Source organism: Arthrobacter russicus (genome assembly GCF_031454135.1).
In the GTDB taxonomy this organism is placed as follows: Bacteria; Actinomycetota; Actinomycetes; order Actinomycetales; family Micrococcaceae; genus Renibacterium; species Renibacterium russicum.
The window spans coordinates 1,277,055-1,293,740 of the sequence record NZ_JAVDQF010000001.1; the positions used below are offsets into that span (position 1 = coordinate 1,277,055).

Consider the following 16,686-nt stretch of genomic DNA (forward strand, 5'->3'; position numbering starts at 1 on the left):
TCCCCCGGCTGGTCCCGGCGCTCATTGCGGGAAACATTTCTTCTCCTCGTCCGAGGCCTTGCCGTTGGCCCGGACCAGGATCACCGAAATACAGGAAACGTTCTGCGCATTGTTCGCCACGAAGACGTTCGGGGTTCCAGTGCCTTTGAAGTCGCCGGTTTTGATCGCGTCCACCGGAGCCCACTGGAAACTGTCGCCGGGCTGCGGGTCCGGATTCCGCCAGCTCCAGTTCGCCCCGCCGTCGCCAGCGACCGCGGTCAGATCCGCGACTTGCGGCACCAGCAGGCCCAAGTCCACCGGGGGTGGCGGGGTTTTGCTGCCGGCGGTAGGCGTCGCGGAAGGCGCCGGCCCGGAATTGGCGTTGACCAGAACCAGCACCAGCACCACCGCTGCGACCAGCACCAGGACGCTGATCGCTCCGGCCCAGAGCGATCCGGCGCCGGGTTTGCCTTTGGCCTTGCCGCCCGGCCGCAGGCTTTCGGGCTCGATCGGCCGCGGCCTGGCCACCGTGGCGGCGAGTGAATCTTCCGTCGCCTCCGGAGTCCCGCTTCCCGGGGTCCAACCACGCGGCGCGGTACTGAACCCCTGGTCGGCGCGGGCCGGATTCACCCCCGGTACCGAACTGACCTGCGGCGCCGGACTGCTCTGCGGCGCAGCGGCGCCGGGCACGGTGAAATCGTCGGGGCGCTGCACCGTGCCGGCAGCTGCACCGGGTCCCGTCCCGGCGTCGGGCGCGGCCGGGGGCACGCTGCGGTCCATCGCCGGAAATCGGGATTTGCTGCTCCCGGTGGTGCTGTCCGGATCGATCGAGATGATGTTGCGTACCCGGGTTTCTTCGGCTTCGCCGTCGGGCGGCGCGGACTCTTCGTGCGGCGTTTCTTCCTGCACCTCGAACGGGGTGACCGAAAAGCCCAATTCGTTCTGGATCCGTTGCAGTGCGCGGGCGAAATCCTGGGCTGAGGCATAGCGTGATTCCGGGGATTTCGCCATCGCGGTGGCCAGCACCAGTTCGAGCGACTCCGGGACGTCGGCCCGGCCCAGCGGCGGCAAGGCGGCGGTGCCGATCCGCGCGATCAATTCGCGTTGCGAGTTGTCCGCGCCGGGGAGCACAAAAGGCGAACGCCCGGCCAGCAGGGTGTAGAGCGTGGCACCGAGCGCCCAGACATCGACTTTCACGCCGTCGGCGTTCTGCCCGGTGAACGATTCCGGCGGGGACCAGGGAATCGACATTCCGGCGTCTTCGTCGGCAGTGGCGTCCATGGTCCCGGAAATCCCGAAGTCGGTCAGCGCCGGGCGGTTGTAATCGGTGACCAGGATGTTCGCCGGTTTGATGTCCCGGTGCGCGATTCCGGCCCGATGCGCGGTTTCCACGGCGGAAGCGACCTGGACGCCCACGGCCAGGACTTCGTCGACGCTGAACCGGGCGCGCCGGTACCTGACATCGAGGCTCGGCCGGGAACAGTACTCCATGGCGAGATACGAATGCCCGCCTGCGGTGACCTCGGCTTCGTAGATCGTCACGATGTAGGGGTGGCTGGACAGCTGGGCCATCAAATTCGCTTCGGATTCGAAACGCCGGCGGGCGCTCTCCGTTTTCAAATCGGAAATCAGCACCTTGACCGCGACTTTACGGCGTGGCCGGTCCTGTTCGTACAGGAAGACATCAGAGAACCCCCCGGAACCCAGCAACGCCAGGTAGTTGTATCCGGGGATGTCCGGCGGCGGCGCGGGGGGCCGTTTCTGGCTCACTGGAGCCCCTCGAAACGCAGTGAAACGTCCTCGCCCAGTTCCGCGATGTCCCCATCGAGCAGCATCGCCTGCTCGCCTTGGCCCAGCCGCCGCGGCAGCTGTCCTTCGCGCACCAGCACCGTGCCATTGGTCGCCTTGAGATCCACCAGGATCACGTCCCAGCCTTCCAACCGGACCTCGACATGCGATCGCGAGATGTCCCCGGCCCGGCTGCCCACTTGGACCAGCTTCGGCATCCCGTCGCCGTGCACCCGGGACACCGACGGCTGGCGGCCGACGACGAGCGAACGGTCCAAATCGACCACCTCACCGGACGAAATCCGCATCCGGCCCAACACCGGACGGCGGACTTGCCGGGCATCCCCGGCCACGGCCTGGCCGCAGACCGAGCAGCGCGCGGACGTCGGCGGGTTGGCGTGTCCCGCCGGGCAGAGCCTGGCGAGCACCATCGGGCCGGTGGCCGACGGACCAGCGCCCGGCTCCGGCGCCCGCTCGGGCAGCGCCGCCGGGGCCAGATCGCTGCGCAGCACCGTGTGCCCGTCGTGGTCCGGGTCGCCCGGTTCCGGCTCGCCGACGGTCTCGGGTTCGGCGGCGGTCTCGGGTTCGGCGGGCGATGCGGGGCTGAGCCACGGCACGGACTCGATCAAGCCGCCTCCGGCCGGCGGTACCGCCGGAAACGGTACCGCCGGAAGCGGTGCGGCGGCCTCCGCGATGGCGGCCGCTCCGGTGCCGGCCGGCTGACCTGCACCCTCCGGGTCGGCATTGCGGGCCGGTGCCGGCGGTTCGACGTCCTCCGCTTCCCCGGGGACCCGGATGGCCGCGTCCTCCACGGACCGGGCGATCGTCCGGTCCCAAAGGTGGTCGTAACTCGAAGTGCTCTCCAGCGGTTCGCTTGCGGCCGGGCTGCTCGGCGGCTCGCCGGCAGACTCCGCAACCGGCTCTGAAACGGGTTCCGGCACGGCCGGATTCAGCACCGCCGGCTCAGCGTCAGGTTCGGCTGCCGGTTCCGGCTCAACCGCCGGCCAATCGGGCGCGGGCGCGGATTCGGTGAACTCGCTGCTGACCAAGGTGTGGCTCAAATCGGGTTCCGGCTGATCGATCTGCGGGGCAGTGCCGACCAGCAGCCTGGAGAGCCGCACCACGCCTTCGGACAAGGGCAGCACCGGTTCCGCGCCGTCGTCCGCCAAGCGGAGTTCGAAGACTTCCGCGTCCGGCAACGACCGTTCGCTCCAGGTGGTCACTTCGCGCCCGGAGACCTCCAACCGGGTGTTTCCGGCGCTCGCGGTCAGCGTCATCTCCCCGCGCAGGATCGCCCGGGGGCGCTCGCCGAAGGTGATGATCCCGAAAGCCGGCATTCCGGTCAGCTCGGTGCCGAATCCGGAGGTGACCCGGTTGAGCACTTCGTCGACCTGCGGTCTCCCGGCCAGAAAATCCCAAAGCTCCGCGATCAGCCGGTTCCCGGTCCGTTCATCGAGCACGATCACGGTATTGGCACGCACCACACCGAGCCAATTCCCAGGGCCGTAGCTAAGCTCCGTCATGATCGCCCTCCGTTCCCCGGGATTCGGCCAAAAGGTCTTCGATGACGTCAAGGGCGTCCGCTTCCGGCTCGACGGCGGAGTCCGGCACCGCGCCGGCCGCAGGACTCTCGGCAGCAGGACTCTCGGCAGCAGGGGCCCGCTGGACCTCGGTGACCATCGGCAGACCGCCCGGCAAGGTGTCTTCCTCGGCGAGCGGACGGGGTGCCGTGGTCAACCGGTCCGCGGCCTGCACCATGTCTTCGGCGTCGACGATCAGGACCGTGACATTGTCCCGGCCGCCTGATCGCAGTGCCGCTTCGAGCAGGGCGTCCACGGCGGCCTGCGGCTGCGCCACGCTGGAGACCACCTGGGATATCTGCTGATCGGAAAGCTCCCCGGTCAATCCGTCCGAGCAGACCAGATAGCGGTCGCCGTCCTCCACCGGGATCAGCCAGTAGTCGGCCTCGGTATCGTCTCCGGTGCCCAGGGCGCGGGTGACGACATGCCTGCGCGGGTGCACCAGTGCCTGGTCGCTGGTGATGTGCCCGGCGTCGACGAGTTCCTGGACCTCCGAATGGTCCACGCTGATCTGTTCGAATTTCCCCTGGCTCAGCCGGTAGGTCCGGGAATCCCCGACGTTGAAAACCAGCCAGTACGGGTTCCCCGCCTCCTCGACCAGGACCACTCCGGTTGCCGTGGTGCCGGCTCGGGAGTCGGTGAGCTCGCGGATCTTGGCATCGGCTTGGAGCAGGGCCTGCTGCACGTCCAAGGCGCTGGCGGTCCGCGATCCCGGGGCGAGCGCGGCAGCCTCGCGCAACGCCCGAATGCACTCACGCGAGGCCACTTCGCCGGCTTCGTGTCCGCCCATCCCGTCGGCCACCGCGAAGATCGGATCCGCAGCCAGGAACGAATCTTCGTTCAGTTCCCGGCGCAAACCGCGATCCGTGTTCGATCCCCAGCTGAGCGTGATCCGATGCGGTGCCGCTGCCTCCGCCGGCGTGGCAGGTCGCTCGTTCATGCGCGGGCCACCAGGAAGCTGCGGTCGCCGAAGTGCACGGTGGCGCCGAAGCCGGCCAGTTGCGGGCTGCCGGCGACCAGTGGCCGGCGAACTCCGTCGGGTCCGCTGAGCGCGCTGCCATTGGTCGAATTCCGGTCCGTGACCCACAGCCCTTCGGAGCTCGCCCGGACGTGGACATGCGTTTTGGACACGGAGCGCGAAGGATCCGGCACATCGATGAGCTGTTCAATCACTTCCCCATCGTATCCAGAGGGGTTGCGTCCGATCAGCGCCGCTCCGGCCAGCCGGACTTCGCGACCGTCGTCGAACTGCATCCGCACGCTCGGCCGTTGCACCGCCGGGGCCGGATCGACGGCCGCCGGGACCGGATCCGGTTGCGCTGCGGAGCGGTATCTGGTTTCACCCGCCGCTTCATCCGGATGGACTGTTTCCGGCCGGACCCCGGGGCTGGCCGGGGGCTGCCACTGATTCGGGTCGTGCCGCCGGCCCGGGGCCGGCTCGGCCGGTTCGAAGCCCGGAATCCCGGCCGACGGCGGCGCTGCGGAGGTCGGCAGGCCGGGCGCTGCCGTCCCGGCCACCGGAGACTGCACCGGCAGCATCGGCGGCAATTCGACCGGGGCGAACGACGAAGGCCCGTCGATTCCGCCGCTGGTGAGCGGATCCCGGCCGGCCTTCACGTCGAAGACCAGGGTGTGCGCGGCTTTGTCCGGCCAACCCTGGCGCTGCCCGTTCCGGTCCCAGAGATTGGAAATCAGCACCAGCACACCGCCCACGAAGGCCAGCCCGAAGCCGATCGTGATGACCACGTTCCGGACCAGGATCGCCAACCAGCCCGCGGCGAATCCCTGCATCCCGGTGGTCCGGATGCCCAGCAGCAGATTGCCGATGGTTTTCCCAGTCCTCGCTTCCCAGCCCCAAAGCACAATCCAATAAGCCAGGGCCAGCAAAGCTGCGGCTCCGGTCCACACGCTGAACCAGAACAAGTCCAAGGTGATCACCTGGGCGTTGACCCGGGTGCTGACAATGGTCGTCGCACCGACCCCGGAACCGATCGCGAAACCGATGGCCGGGGCCACCATGTCGAGCAGCTTCGCAGCGAGCCGTTTCCCGGCACCGGCATTGACCAGGTCCAACCGCGCTGCCATGTCTTCTCCGTCGTCGATTTTCGGTGCCACGACCGGCCCTCGGCTGAAGGGCGTAACCGGGATGATACCCGGGATCTGGACCTTGCGGGGATTTTCCGGCGCACTCGGCTCCGAAGCTGCGGCCGGCGCCGTCCGGCCGGCCCGGTTGTAGACGGCCGCACCGCACAAGGTGCAGAACGACGCTCCGGGCGGCAGCGCGGCACCGCAATTCCGGCAATTCGAGGTTCCCGGGTTCATTCGTTGCCTCGTTCCGACGCCGGGTGGCCGGTCTGCGCGGGGCTCCCCTGGCCGAAGACCGGCGGCTCAACCGGTTGCGACTGAGGTTTCTTGCGGAAATAGCCTGCGGACCCGGGCCGTTGCGCCATGGCCAGGCTCAGGTCGCCGAGCAGCGAACGCGGCGAGAATCGGGCCCGCATCCGATGCCAGAATCCCACTGATTCATTCATCTTCTCGAGCGATCCGTCCACCTCGGACCAGAAGGCGGCGACCTCGGCTTCGCTCGGTTCGCCGACGCCGAAAATCGCTGAGTCCGCGCGCTCGGCCAGTGCGGTCGTGCTTCCGCCGCTGGCCGGGAACGCGCCCGCCAGTGTGCCCGCGGTTTCCCGCCGGGTCTGTTTCGGGTTGACCGCAGCGCCGAGGTCGGTGGCCAAAGCCAGCAGTTCGCTCCAGCCACCGCCCACCCGCTGGGCCGGAGCACCTTCGCTGAATCGCTTTTTCCGGCGCCGGCGCTTGACCAGGACGATTGCCAACAAGGGGAGCACGATCACCGCCACCGGAATCGCGGCCAAGCCCAGTACCGTCAGGATGTGGCCCAGCACTGCCCAGAAGTCCTGCTTTTTCTTGTCGTTGTCCAGTGCGTCGGGCGAGCTGTCCGGCGGCAGCTCGGCTTGTTCCTGCGGCGGAGGCGGCGGCTGCAGGACCTGGGGTTTGGGCGAGGACGCGTTTTGCGGATCCGGCGGGTTGGGCACATGGTCTTTGTCCGGCGTTGGATCGAAGGGCACCCAGCCGATCCCGCTGAAATCCGCTTCGACCCAGGCGTGCACATCGGACCCCTTGATCTGCACATTCGGCGCCCCGTTGAGCTCGCCCTTGGGGTCCGGATAGAAACCCATCACTACCCGGGCCGGAATCCCCAGGTACCGCGCCATCAAGGCCATGGTCACCGCATACTGTTCATCGTCGCCGACGATTTCCTTGCCGGAGAGGAACTTCGCGATCCGGGCCGCGCTGTGGCCGGGCAGACTGGCCACCTGGCCTTTGATCCCGTTGCTGTATTTTCCGGCCAGCCGGAAGTAGTCGGCGAGCGCCTTGACCTTGGCGTAGTCGGAAGTCTTGTCGCCGGCGATCTGCACCGCTTTGGCCCCGACCGCCTGCGGCACGTTCGCCAACTTCGGCATGCTGAGATCGGCGAAGCCGGCCGCCTCCAGTTGCTTCTCATCGCGCTTCGGCGGGAACGCCACATTGACCCGGTAGGCGTCGTTTTTCCGGACGCCGTCGAGCTTCACCGCGGTGTTCGAATCCTGGTTCAGGTACAGCAGCCCTTGCCCGCCGTCGGCCGCTTGGTACTGCAGCGAGCGGATCGCGCTGGCCCCGGGGATGTAGGCCCCGGCGTAGTCCTCGATCTGGAATCCCAGCGTGCTGGTGTCCCCCTCCGAGGCGCGGTTCGCGGATTTGGGGTCGCCGATCGGGGCGAACGCCCCGGAACTCGCCGAATCCACGTTGAAGACGATGCCGTCATAGGAGTCCAGGGCAGCCAGCCGGACCCGCGCGTCCCGGGGCAGGCCGGAGACCGAGAACAAGGTCTGCTCCGCCTCGTCGCCGACGTAGCGGCGGAAGTCGGTGAGCGGCGAGGGCAGATTGTGCGGATCCAGGGGCGGGATCACCACATCGCGCAGCACCTTGCGGTCCTCCCCGGCACGGAACATCGGCATCGCCGCCGCCGTCAGGCCGCCGGCCAAAACCACCACCACGGCCCCGGCCAGCAACCGACGGGAGCGGTTCGCGGCGGCTGCGGCGAGTGCCGGCGCTGCACCCTCCGGCCGGTCTATGGCTCCCGCACGGCCGGAGTGCACCATTCCCCGGCTGAGCAGCTCCCGCCGGTAGGCCAGCCAGCAGATCGCGGCGATGCCGAGCAAGATCCCGCGCAGCGTCGGCAAGAACGGCTCGTCCGTGCCGAAGACGATGCTCGCGATGAACAGGGCGAGCACCGGGAGCATGGTCCAATAGGCCCGGCGCACCCGCCAGGCGAGGGTTCCGGCGAGCACCGAGCAGAGCAACGCGGACAGGAACGGTACCACCAGCACGTCCACCGAAGTGCCGACCGGCGCCGCGATGGTCAGCAATTGTTTCCAGCCGAAGACCACGCCGAGGAGCAGCCCGCGCAGCGATCCGCCAGTGGGGATGAACCCGAACAACGATTCGCCCGGCGCGGCGAGCGCATTGCCGAAGAGCAGGTAGCCGAGCAGCACCACCGCGGTCATCACCAGCAGTCCCCAACGCCAATGCGCCCCGGCGGCGGCGATCGCCAAGCCCAGCAGCACCCCGCCCAACCCGGCGACCAAGTAATAGGGGTCGGCTCCGAAGGTCGGCGCGAAGCCGAGCACCGCCAGTCCGAGCAACAGGAACAGCACCCCGGCATCGAGTACGAAATGCCAGGCCGGCCGGCCGGAGAACAACGACATCCGGCTCATGCCGCGGCCTTCCGGAGCACCGCGGCGAGATCCGCCAAATCGCCCAGGGTGAGCACCGCGAGGTCGGCGATGTTGTTCCGGCTGGCCCCGGCGCCGGTCAGGCAACGGATCGCGAAGCAGCGGATGCCGGGCGGGATCGTCGCAGCCGCGGCCCGCAGCTGCGCGGGACTGACCAAGGCGCCGACGACGAAGAACACCACGGACGCACCCGGCACCGCGTCGGCGACGCTCCGGGCGAGCTCCGCAGTGCCGTCGAGCTTGCTGCTGCCTTCGATCCGGGTCATATCGTCCAGCAGCGTCCGGCCGGTCGCGCAGCGCAGCGGGCCGCGTTGGTCGTGCACGCTCAACTCCCGTTGTTCCCGGATTGCCTGCCGGCCGATCGACGCCGCGGCGGAGATCGCCAGCTCGAGGTCTTCCGGGGCCTGGTACTCCGAGGTGTTGATGCTCAAGGCCACCGCGATGTGCGCCCGGCGGGTCTCCTCGAATTGCCGGACCATGAGCTTGGCGGTCCGCGCGGTGGTCTTCCAGTGGATGTGCCGGCGGTCGTCGCCCGGGATGTAGTCGCGCAGCGCGTGGAACGACACGTCTGCACTGGAGAGCTCGGTCGTCGGCATGCCCTCCAGATCTTTGAGGAATCCGGCGGCGGAACCGATCAGCGGCGTGGTCCGCGGATGCACGAACAGGTCCGTGGCCTCGGTCCAGTACACCTGCCTCCGGAGCAGGCGCAACGGGTCGGCGCGGACCGAGCGCACCGGACCCACCACGATCACGGCGCGTTTCGCAGTCGGGATCGTGAACAGGTCTTCGTGCACGTGGCCCGGCTTCATCCGGGGCAACTGGAAGGAGGCCAGGTTGCCGCCCACCGGCAATTCCAGGCTGGCCGGCAACAACGGCCGGTTCGAGGTGTTGGTGACCGAAACGCTGCCTACCGCATGCTCGCCCACCGCGACCCGGGTCCGGGCCAGGTCGAGTTCCACGCCGTAGGCGGATCGGCCGAGCACGAAGCCGACGGCGGCGAGCAGCAGCACGCTGCCCAGCAAAGCCACGGTTTTGGCCTCCGCCCAACCGAAGACCCCGCCGAAGCCCCATAGCAGCAGCACCAACACGAGCAGCATCCAGCCCAGAGGGCTGACCGGGCCGAACACCGGGCCCAGGTATCTGCCGAGCAAGGCCCGCGCCTTGGCCCACCACGGGAGCAAGAGCATTCCGCCGACCCGGCCGGCCTCGGCGAAAATCGATGCCGGGTGCAATCGGGTGCGGCTGCCGTTGCGCCGGAACGGCCGCTTCATCGCGGCTGGGGAACGGGGTGACATGGTCCGGTCGGATCTCCTCCGCGCCGGCTCAGGCGCTGGCACGCTGTTGCGGCGCTGCGACGTCGGCCAGCACGCGTTTGAGCACCACCTCGGGAGTGGCTCCGGCGAACTCCGCTTCCGGGTCCATCACGAAACGGTGCGTCCAGACCACTGGCGCCAGCTCTTTGACATCGTCCGGGAGCACGAAGTTGCGGCCTTGCGATGCCGCCCAGACTTTCACCGCGCGCACCATCGCGATGGCCCCGCGGACGCTGACCCCCAGCCGGGTCTCCGGGGCATTCCGGGTCTCTTCGCAGAGCCGTGAAATGTATTCCAGCACTGCCGGGTCGGTATGCGTGGTGGCGGCCAGATCCGCCATTTCGGCGACCGCGGAGGTGGTGATGATCGCTTGCAGCGTCGAGGTCCGGTCGCGCTGGCCGGAGCCGGAGAGCAACTGCACCGTGGAGGCGTGGTCCGGGTAGCCGATCGAAGTCTTGATCAGGAACCGGTCCAACTGTGCTTCCGGCAGCCGGTAGGTACCGGCTTGTTCGATCGGGTTCTGCGTGGCCAACACCATGAACGGCCGGCCGGCCTCGTAGCTGGCGCCGTCCACGGTCACCCGGGACTCCTCCATCACTTCGAGCAGCGCGGACTGGGTCTTCGGCGAGGCCCGGTTGATTTCGTCGGCGAGCACGATGGTGGCGAAGATCGGGCCCTTGTGGAATTCGAACTTCTGGGTTTTCTGGTCGTAGATGGTCACCCCGGTGACGTCCGAGGGCAGCAGGTCCGGGGTGAACTGGATCCGTGAGTTGCTGCCTTGCACGGTGGCCGCGAGTGCCCGGGCGAGCATGGTCTTGCCGGTGCCTGGGGCATCCTCGAACAGGATGTGGCCTTCGGCGAGCATCGCGGTCAGGGTCAGCCGGACCACCTGCGACTTGCCCAGCACGGCCTGGCCGACGTTGGCCACGAGTTTGTCGAAAGTACCGGCAAACCAGCTGGCCTGCTCCGCGGTCATCGTCATCGGTGGTTCCTCACAGTAAATTCATAGTCACGGTCGTTGGACTGATTCTTGCAATGTTCTTCGGGCCTGCCAAGCACCCGGTCTGCGTCAGGGCTGCGGCTCAGCACGCCGGCAGACCGGCCGGATTCGGCTTCGTCGTGGTGTCCGCGCGGACCCAACGGAACCGCCCGGCGTACTCGGCGGGGCTGTCGATCCGGTACCAGACCCGTGCGCTGCCCGTGGTGATGAAACAACCCACGGTGACCGGGGTGTTCTCCGGCAGCCATTTCGAGCGGCAGACCGGCGGCGGGTCCGAGTAATTGTTGCTCACCCCGTTTCCGCTGCGCTCCTCGAGACAGGTGTTCACCGTGCCCGCTTTCACCTGGATCACCGCGCCGGTCGGCTTGGGCGCCCCGGTGCGTGCGGATTGCGACGCCACCGGCCCCGCAGTGCCCACCGAGTTGATGCTGCGCACGTTGATCGTGTGCGTCTGGTTGTTGCCGTCGCCCACGGTGCGGCTGCCGCTGCCCCGGCCGACGTTTTCCCATCCGCCGCCGTCGATGCTGATTTCCAAGCGATCGACGTCGGCGTTACCCGGCGGGGACCAGTTGAAAGTCACGTTGGTGGAACCTTCCGGGCCGTCGTTGCCGCTCACCGCCGGGGTGCCCGGCTGGCCATAGGGCTGCAGCCGGTTCGACGGCGCCGAAGCGTCGCCGGCGTCCGGGTACGCCCGGGAACTCGCATACACCGACACCGAGGCCTCCGAGCCATTGGCCGCGGGCACGGTATCCCCGGATTTGGCCAGGGGCACTCCACGTTTCACCACGCTGCCGCCGTTGAGCACATTGGCGTAGTAGCTGATTTCGTTCGGCGAAGAACCGTTCAGCTGGCTGGCGTCCAGCGGGGTGAAGAACACCTGCACCTGGCCCCCGGAGCCGCCGGTGTTCGCCGCCTTGATCGACGGCGCCGCCATTTGCGCGGGCTTGCTGACCGAACGCTGCGGAGCCGAGGGCGCACTGGCCGGCGAGTTGCCGGCCTTGTTCGTGGCGGTCACCGTGAAGGTGTAGGTGTCCGCGGAATACGGCAGCTCCACCACTGCGTTGGTGGGCGTCTGCGGCGGGAGCGTGCGGACCACGGCGCCCTTCTGAAGCACGTTGAGCGTGTAGCTCAGATTGTTGTCGCCATTGCCGTCAGCCTTGTTCCAGGACACCGAGAATGTGGTGTTGCCAGCCACCCGCTGCCCGGGCTGGGCGCTCGGCGCGCCGGGTGCGGCTGGCACTCCGGCCGGCGTTTCCGGGGCGGAGTACGCGCTCCACTGCGAGGGCTCCGGGGCGGAGTTGATCGCCCGGATCCGGAAGGTGTACGCGGTGCCGTTGCTCAGCCCGCTCCAGACCACGCTGTTCCCGACGATCCCGCTCTTCTGCCCGTTCTGTCCGCTCGGGGCCGGTGAGATCTCCAGGTCGAATTTGCTCACCGGGGTGAAATCACCGGTGGGGGTGCTCCAGTTCACCGTGATCTGCTTGTCCCCGAACACCGCTGCCGGAGGATTCGGGGTGTCCGGCGCCCGGTTCGGGATCGCCGGAGCGGAAGCCGGCGACGCCGGGGAGGCACCCACCGCGTTGTTCGCCACGACCGTGAAGGTGTAGGACGTGCCGTTGCTGAGCCCGGTGATCAGGCAGGTATTGGCGGCGCACTGCTGCTCGGCTGCTCCGCCGGAGTTGCGCACCGTATAGCTGGTGATCGGCGACCCGTTGTCCGCCGAGGGCGCCCAGTTCAGCAGCACCGCGTGGTCCTTGACCTCGTTCACCCGGGGGGTCGCCGGAGCTTCCGGCTTGCCCTTGACGTTCATCCGGACCCGTCCGGTGACTTGGCGGGCACTGTCGTTGGTGGCATCCGCCACGGTGTAGCGGATCACGGCGTTGCCTTTGAAGTTCTCATCGGTGCCCACCGTGACTTTGCTGCCGTCGGTGCTCGCCTGCACCGCGCCCCCACCGGATTCGACCGCGACGCCGATGATCTTCAAGGCGGTCTCCGGGAACGGATTCACGTCATTGGCGAGCACGCTCAGGTCCTGGCTCCGGCCCGCAAGCGCATCCGGCACGATGTCGTCGTTGGCCACGGCAAGCGGTTTGTTGGTGGACGTCGCCACCAGGGTGAGCGTAGCCTTGACCGCCGGGTTGCTGCCGTCGGAGACCTTCATCGGCAGGGCTTCGGTACTGCCCGGGGCGACGTCGCCTTTCACGGAGACCTTCAAGGTCTGCCCGCTCAACGAGACATCGAAATTCTTCGGCCGGTCGCCGTCGAAATCGAAGGCGAGCTTGGCGTTGTCGTCCGGGTCCGGGTCCTTGGCCAGATTGCCCAGCCCCAGCTCCACGGGCTCGCCCTTGGCCACCTCGACGGTGCTCCCGTTGAACATCGGCGGCCGGTTGTTGTTCGGGTTGGGCTTGACGTCGACCATCACGGTCAATGTCGACTTCAATCCTTCCGGGTCGTTGGGCCCGTTGCCGTCGGTCACTTCGAAGGTGATCGAGCCGAGGCCGTAGAACGCCGCATCGGACTTGTACTCGATCGAGGTGCCGCTCTCCGACGCCGCTCCCCCGCTGGGCGCACCGATCAGCGCCACCCGGTCGAGCTGGGTGATCCGGGGCGAGCGGCGTTGGCGTACTTTGACATAGCGGTTGAGGTCCAGGCTCACGCTGTTGCCCGCGACGACTTCCAACGGAGTGCTGTCCGCGAGCGCGGGGTACTGCTTGCCCAATCCCGGCACCCAGATCAGCGCGGTCGCCTTGTTGTTGTCCACATCGGTGACCGTGTACGGGATCACCTGGGCGTCCTGGGCCAGATCGACCTTGATCGTGCGGGTACCGGTGACCGTGGCGGTCGGGTTGCCCGGGTCGACCTCGAGTTTGAGTTCTTCGACGGTACCGTCCGGATCCTCGTCGTTTTTGAGCACCGGAACGTCTACCGCAGTTTTGCCGAGGGTCTCCTGCTCCGTGACGTGGTCGTCGCGGGCGATCGGAGCTTTCAGCGGGGCCTCCGGGCTCACGGTCATCTTGATATTGGCGTTCGAAGTCGCGGCGCCGTCGGTGATCGTGTAGTTCATCGTGTAGATGCCAGGATCTTTCGGCGAGGTCAGGATCACCCGGCCCTGTTCGCTCATCCGCGGATTCATCTCCTGGGGGCCTTCGAAACGGTCCGGATCGACGCGCAGCGCGTTCCCGTCCGGATCGGAGTCGTTGAGCAGCACGTCGAGAGAGACGTTGCGGCCAGGGCGCATCGAAATCACATCGTCAGCGGCCACCGGCGGGTGGTTCTGCACCTCGGCCGGGGCGACGCCCACCCGCACCGTCGCGACGGCTTCGGCACCGAGCCGGTCCCGGACCCGGTAGCTGAACACATCGGTGCCGGCCGAGCTGGCCGCCGCACTATATTGCAGGTAATTGCTGCCGAGCAACGCGGTGCCCAGCTTCGGCGCCTGTTCCACGCCGACCAATTGCACCGAGTCGCCGTCCGGATCGATGCCGTCCAGCGGGACTTGGATCTTCGCCGTGGAACCGGCGATCACGCGACCGGTGAGCGCTTTGGGCACCGGAGCCTGATTGCGCCCGCCGTCCGCGGGCAGAATCCGGATCGTGACCGTGCTCGAGTCGAACTGCGGAGAGCCGCTGTCCAGTCCGTTGTAGACCTTGTACACCGCGTTCACGGTCCCCGGGGCCTCGCCTGCGACGAAGCGCAGCTGGTCCTGGTCCACGAACAACTTGCCGCTCGCGGCGTCCGGCGCCTGGACGATCTGCGGCGATTTGAGCGGTTGCCCATTGGGGTCGAAATCGTTCGCGAGCACCGGGATGTTCACGACATCGCCCACCCGCACCGTGGCTTCATCCGGTTTGGTCACCGGCGGCGCGAGTTTCGCCGGCTTGGGAATCGGCAGCACGCTGATCTGGCCGGTGCTGGAGCCGTAGGCGTTGGAGACCACGTAACTGAGTTCCGCGGTTCCGGTCAGACCGCGCAAATCCACTATTTTGACCACATTGTGATCGAGCACGGTCGCCGAAATCGCGGCGCCCTTCGGCGCGGTGACCGATTTGACCACCAGGACTCCGCCGCCCGGATCGGTATCGTTGCCGAGCACGTCGACCAGCGTCGAACCGCCGGAGGGCAGCAACGCCAAATCCTTGACCGCGATCGGCGGGCTCTGGTCCTGCGCTTCGGCGACATCGACCCGGATCAGTCCGGTGGAACTCTGCGGGCCGTTGCTGACCTGGTAGACCAGGTAGATCTGGCCCGCGGTGTTGCTCTTGAAGGTGAAGGTGCCGTTGTCCGCCGGATTCGAGATCTCCGCGGTATTGGTCCGCTCGATGCTGCTCAGCCGCAAACCCTGGCCGGAAGGGTCGATGTCGTTTTTGAGCGGGGCGATGGTGATTTCCTGGCCCACGGTGGTCCGGACGAAGTCCGCGTTGGCGATCGGCGGCACCGAACCGGCCGGTTTCACGTTGACCGTGAGCTGTTTCTGGGTCTGCGCCCGGCTGTCGGAAACCGTCACCGTGATGGTCTTGATCCCGGCGCCCTGGCCCAGATCCGAGTACGTCAGCACGCCGTCCGGCGTGGTCTTCAGTTGGGCCGAGCCGTCGTCGGAGGTGGCCGCGGTCAAGAAGATGTCGTCGCCGTCCGGATCAAGCCAGTCGCTGAGGATGTTCTGCGTCATCGATTGGCCCTGCTCCAGCACCAGCGTCGTGGCGCGTTTGAGTTCCGGCGGGGAATTCTCCGCGTCCGGGACCACCCGGACCGACACCGGGGCCACTGCGGTGCCGCCCCGCCCGTCGACCGCGGTGTAGCCGAATTGCCCGGAGCCGATTCCGGTGTTCGCGGGTACGGTCAGCTGCAGCCCGGTGCCGCCGTAAACGGTCTGCAGCTGGCCGATCGCGGGTTGCTCTTTGGGCGGCTCCACGGTGAGCAAGTCGCCGTCGGGGTCCGAATCGTTGTAGAGCACCGGCAACAAAGTGGTCTTGCCGGCCCGGACGCCGAATTCGTCCGCGACCGCATTCGGCGGCCGGTTCGGTTTGGACCGGTCCGGCAACGTGTTCACGAAATTCGGATCCGCAGAATCCTTCTGCGCGTCGAGGCTGTTTTTGGTCTGGGTCTCCAGATCCTGCCAATTGTCCACGATGACCATCGACTTGTTGACCAGCCAGACGGTGCCGGCCGTGACGTCGTTGAGCACCACGATGTCCCGGTTCTGCCGGAAGGCGAATTGCGCGCCGGGCACGGTCTTGGGCACATCCTGCAGTTGGTTGTCGCTGCCTTCGCAGTAACGCAGGTATTTGTTGGCCCCGCCCCAGGCCATGTGCACGCAGCCGGACTGCTGCACCGGGGCTGCCGGCGTACCGGTGGCCGGCAGCTCGAAAGTCCTCGCGGCGGAGCCGTCCAGCGGTTGTTCGATCAGCCCCTTCGCGGTGCCGATCGCCACGAACGGGGCGTCCGCGCCGCGTTGCTGCAAGAGCGCGCCCCTGGCCTGCTCCACGGATACCGTCTTGTTCCCGGGCAGGTACAGCTTCGCCGCGCTGGCGTCGAAAACCACCGGTTTGCCGCCGACCACGGTGATCTGCAGGTTCGCGTCGGTGTCCAGCCCCTCGATGGTGCTGGTTCGTTGTTCCTGCACCGCGCCGTTGGCGTCCAGGGTCGCGGTGGTGAGCTTGCCGCCCTTTCCATCCACCGCATACACCGTGTCGTCGAATCCGACGACGGCGGCCGGATTGGCCAGATTGTCCAACAACGGTTTGCTGTTCTTGTCGTCGAAAGACCCGGCGGTGGCCGCATTGGTCGCCCAGACCCGCTTCTTGCTCTTGTCCACCAGGGCGAGAACGCCGGTGCCGAGTGCCACCTGTTTGCTGCCGCCGAGCTTGGTCTCCGGTTGCAAGGCCATCTCCGGCACGTCCACGCCGGCCAGCACCGAACCCGAGTCATTGTCCATGAAAACGTTGCTGGCCTGCTGCAACACGTCGAAGCCCTGCGAGGTCGCGGTGAACCCGCCGTCGAGCGTTTTCGACTGGTAGTTCAGGTGCCCGACCAGGTTCTTGCTCCGGTTGGTGACCCAAATCCCGCCGTCGTTGAGATTGACATCGGCAGTGGTGAATCCCGGATAGATCACCGCGCCGGCCACCACGACGGCGCCGGCCACGGTCAGCGAACTCGCCGTGATGAGCCGGGAACGCCCCTTCAAACTCTTCGAAATACTCGCCAATGTCATATCAGGTCAGAACTTCCTCGGATTG

Annotated in this window: 8 protein-coding genes; all 8 read right to left on the reverse strand. The window is 67.5% G+C overall.

What is annotated here, in order from left to right; translation table 11 throughout:
- Window positions 1-21 precede the first annotated feature (21 nt).
- Window positions 22-1,749, reverse strand: coding sequence for a serine/threonine-protein kinase (locus JOE69_RS06050; protein WP_309796958.1), 1,728 nt, complete (start codon window positions 1,747-1,749; stop codon window positions 22-24).
- Entirely contained in the window at window positions 1,746-3,290 is a 1,545-nt protein-coding gene (locus JOE69_RS06055; protein ID WP_309796960.1) for an FHA domain-containing protein, read from the reverse strand. The genes JOE69_RS06050 and JOE69_RS06055 overlap by 4 nt, the downstream gene beginning before the upstream one ends.
- Window positions 3,277-4,287 (reverse strand): PP2C family protein-serine/threonine phosphatase, encoded by a 1,011-nt coding sequence (locus JOE69_RS06060; RefSeq protein WP_309796962.1) that lies wholly within the window; start codon window positions 4,285-4,287, stop codon window positions 3,277-3,279. Before JOE69_RS06060 ends, JOE69_RS06055 begins: the two co-directional genes overlap by 14 nt.
- Window positions 4,284-5,669 carry an RDD family protein gene (locus tag JOE69_RS06065; RefSeq protein ID WP_309796964.1) on the reverse strand — a complete coding sequence of 462 codons (1,386 nt, stop codon included), beginning with the start codon at window positions 5,667-5,669 and terminating at the stop codon, window positions 4,284-4,286. Before JOE69_RS06065 ends, JOE69_RS06060 begins: the two co-directional genes overlap by 4 nt.
- Entirely contained in the window at window positions 5,666-8,122 is a 2,457-nt protein-coding gene (locus JOE69_RS06070; RefSeq protein WP_309796966.1) for a transglutaminase TgpA family protein, read from the reverse strand. The genes JOE69_RS06065 and JOE69_RS06070 overlap by 4 nt, the downstream gene beginning before the upstream one ends.
- Window positions 8,119-9,435, reverse strand: a complete 1,317-nt coding sequence (locus tag JOE69_RS06075) for a DUF58 domain-containing protein (protein WP_309796968.1) — start codon at window positions 9,433-9,435, stop codon at window positions 8,119-8,121. Before JOE69_RS06075 ends, JOE69_RS06070 begins: the two co-directional genes overlap by 4 nt.
- A 28-nt stretch (window positions 9,436-9,463) precedes the next feature.
- The gene (locus JOE69_RS06080) at window positions 9,464-10,435 is read right to left on the reverse strand and encodes an AAA family ATPase (RefSeq protein WP_309796970.1); all 972 of its coding nucleotides are present in this window, start codon (window positions 10,433-10,435) and stop codon (window positions 9,464-9,466) included.
- Between the two features lie 100 nt (window positions 10,436-10,535).
- Window positions 10,536-16,661: an Ig-like domain-containing protein gene (locus tag JOE69_RS06085; protein WP_309796972.1), complete on the reverse strand. Its 6,126-nt coding sequence runs from the start codon at window positions 16,659-16,661 to the stop codon at window positions 10,536-10,538.
- Between the last annotated feature and the right edge of the window lie 25 nt (window positions 16,662-16,686).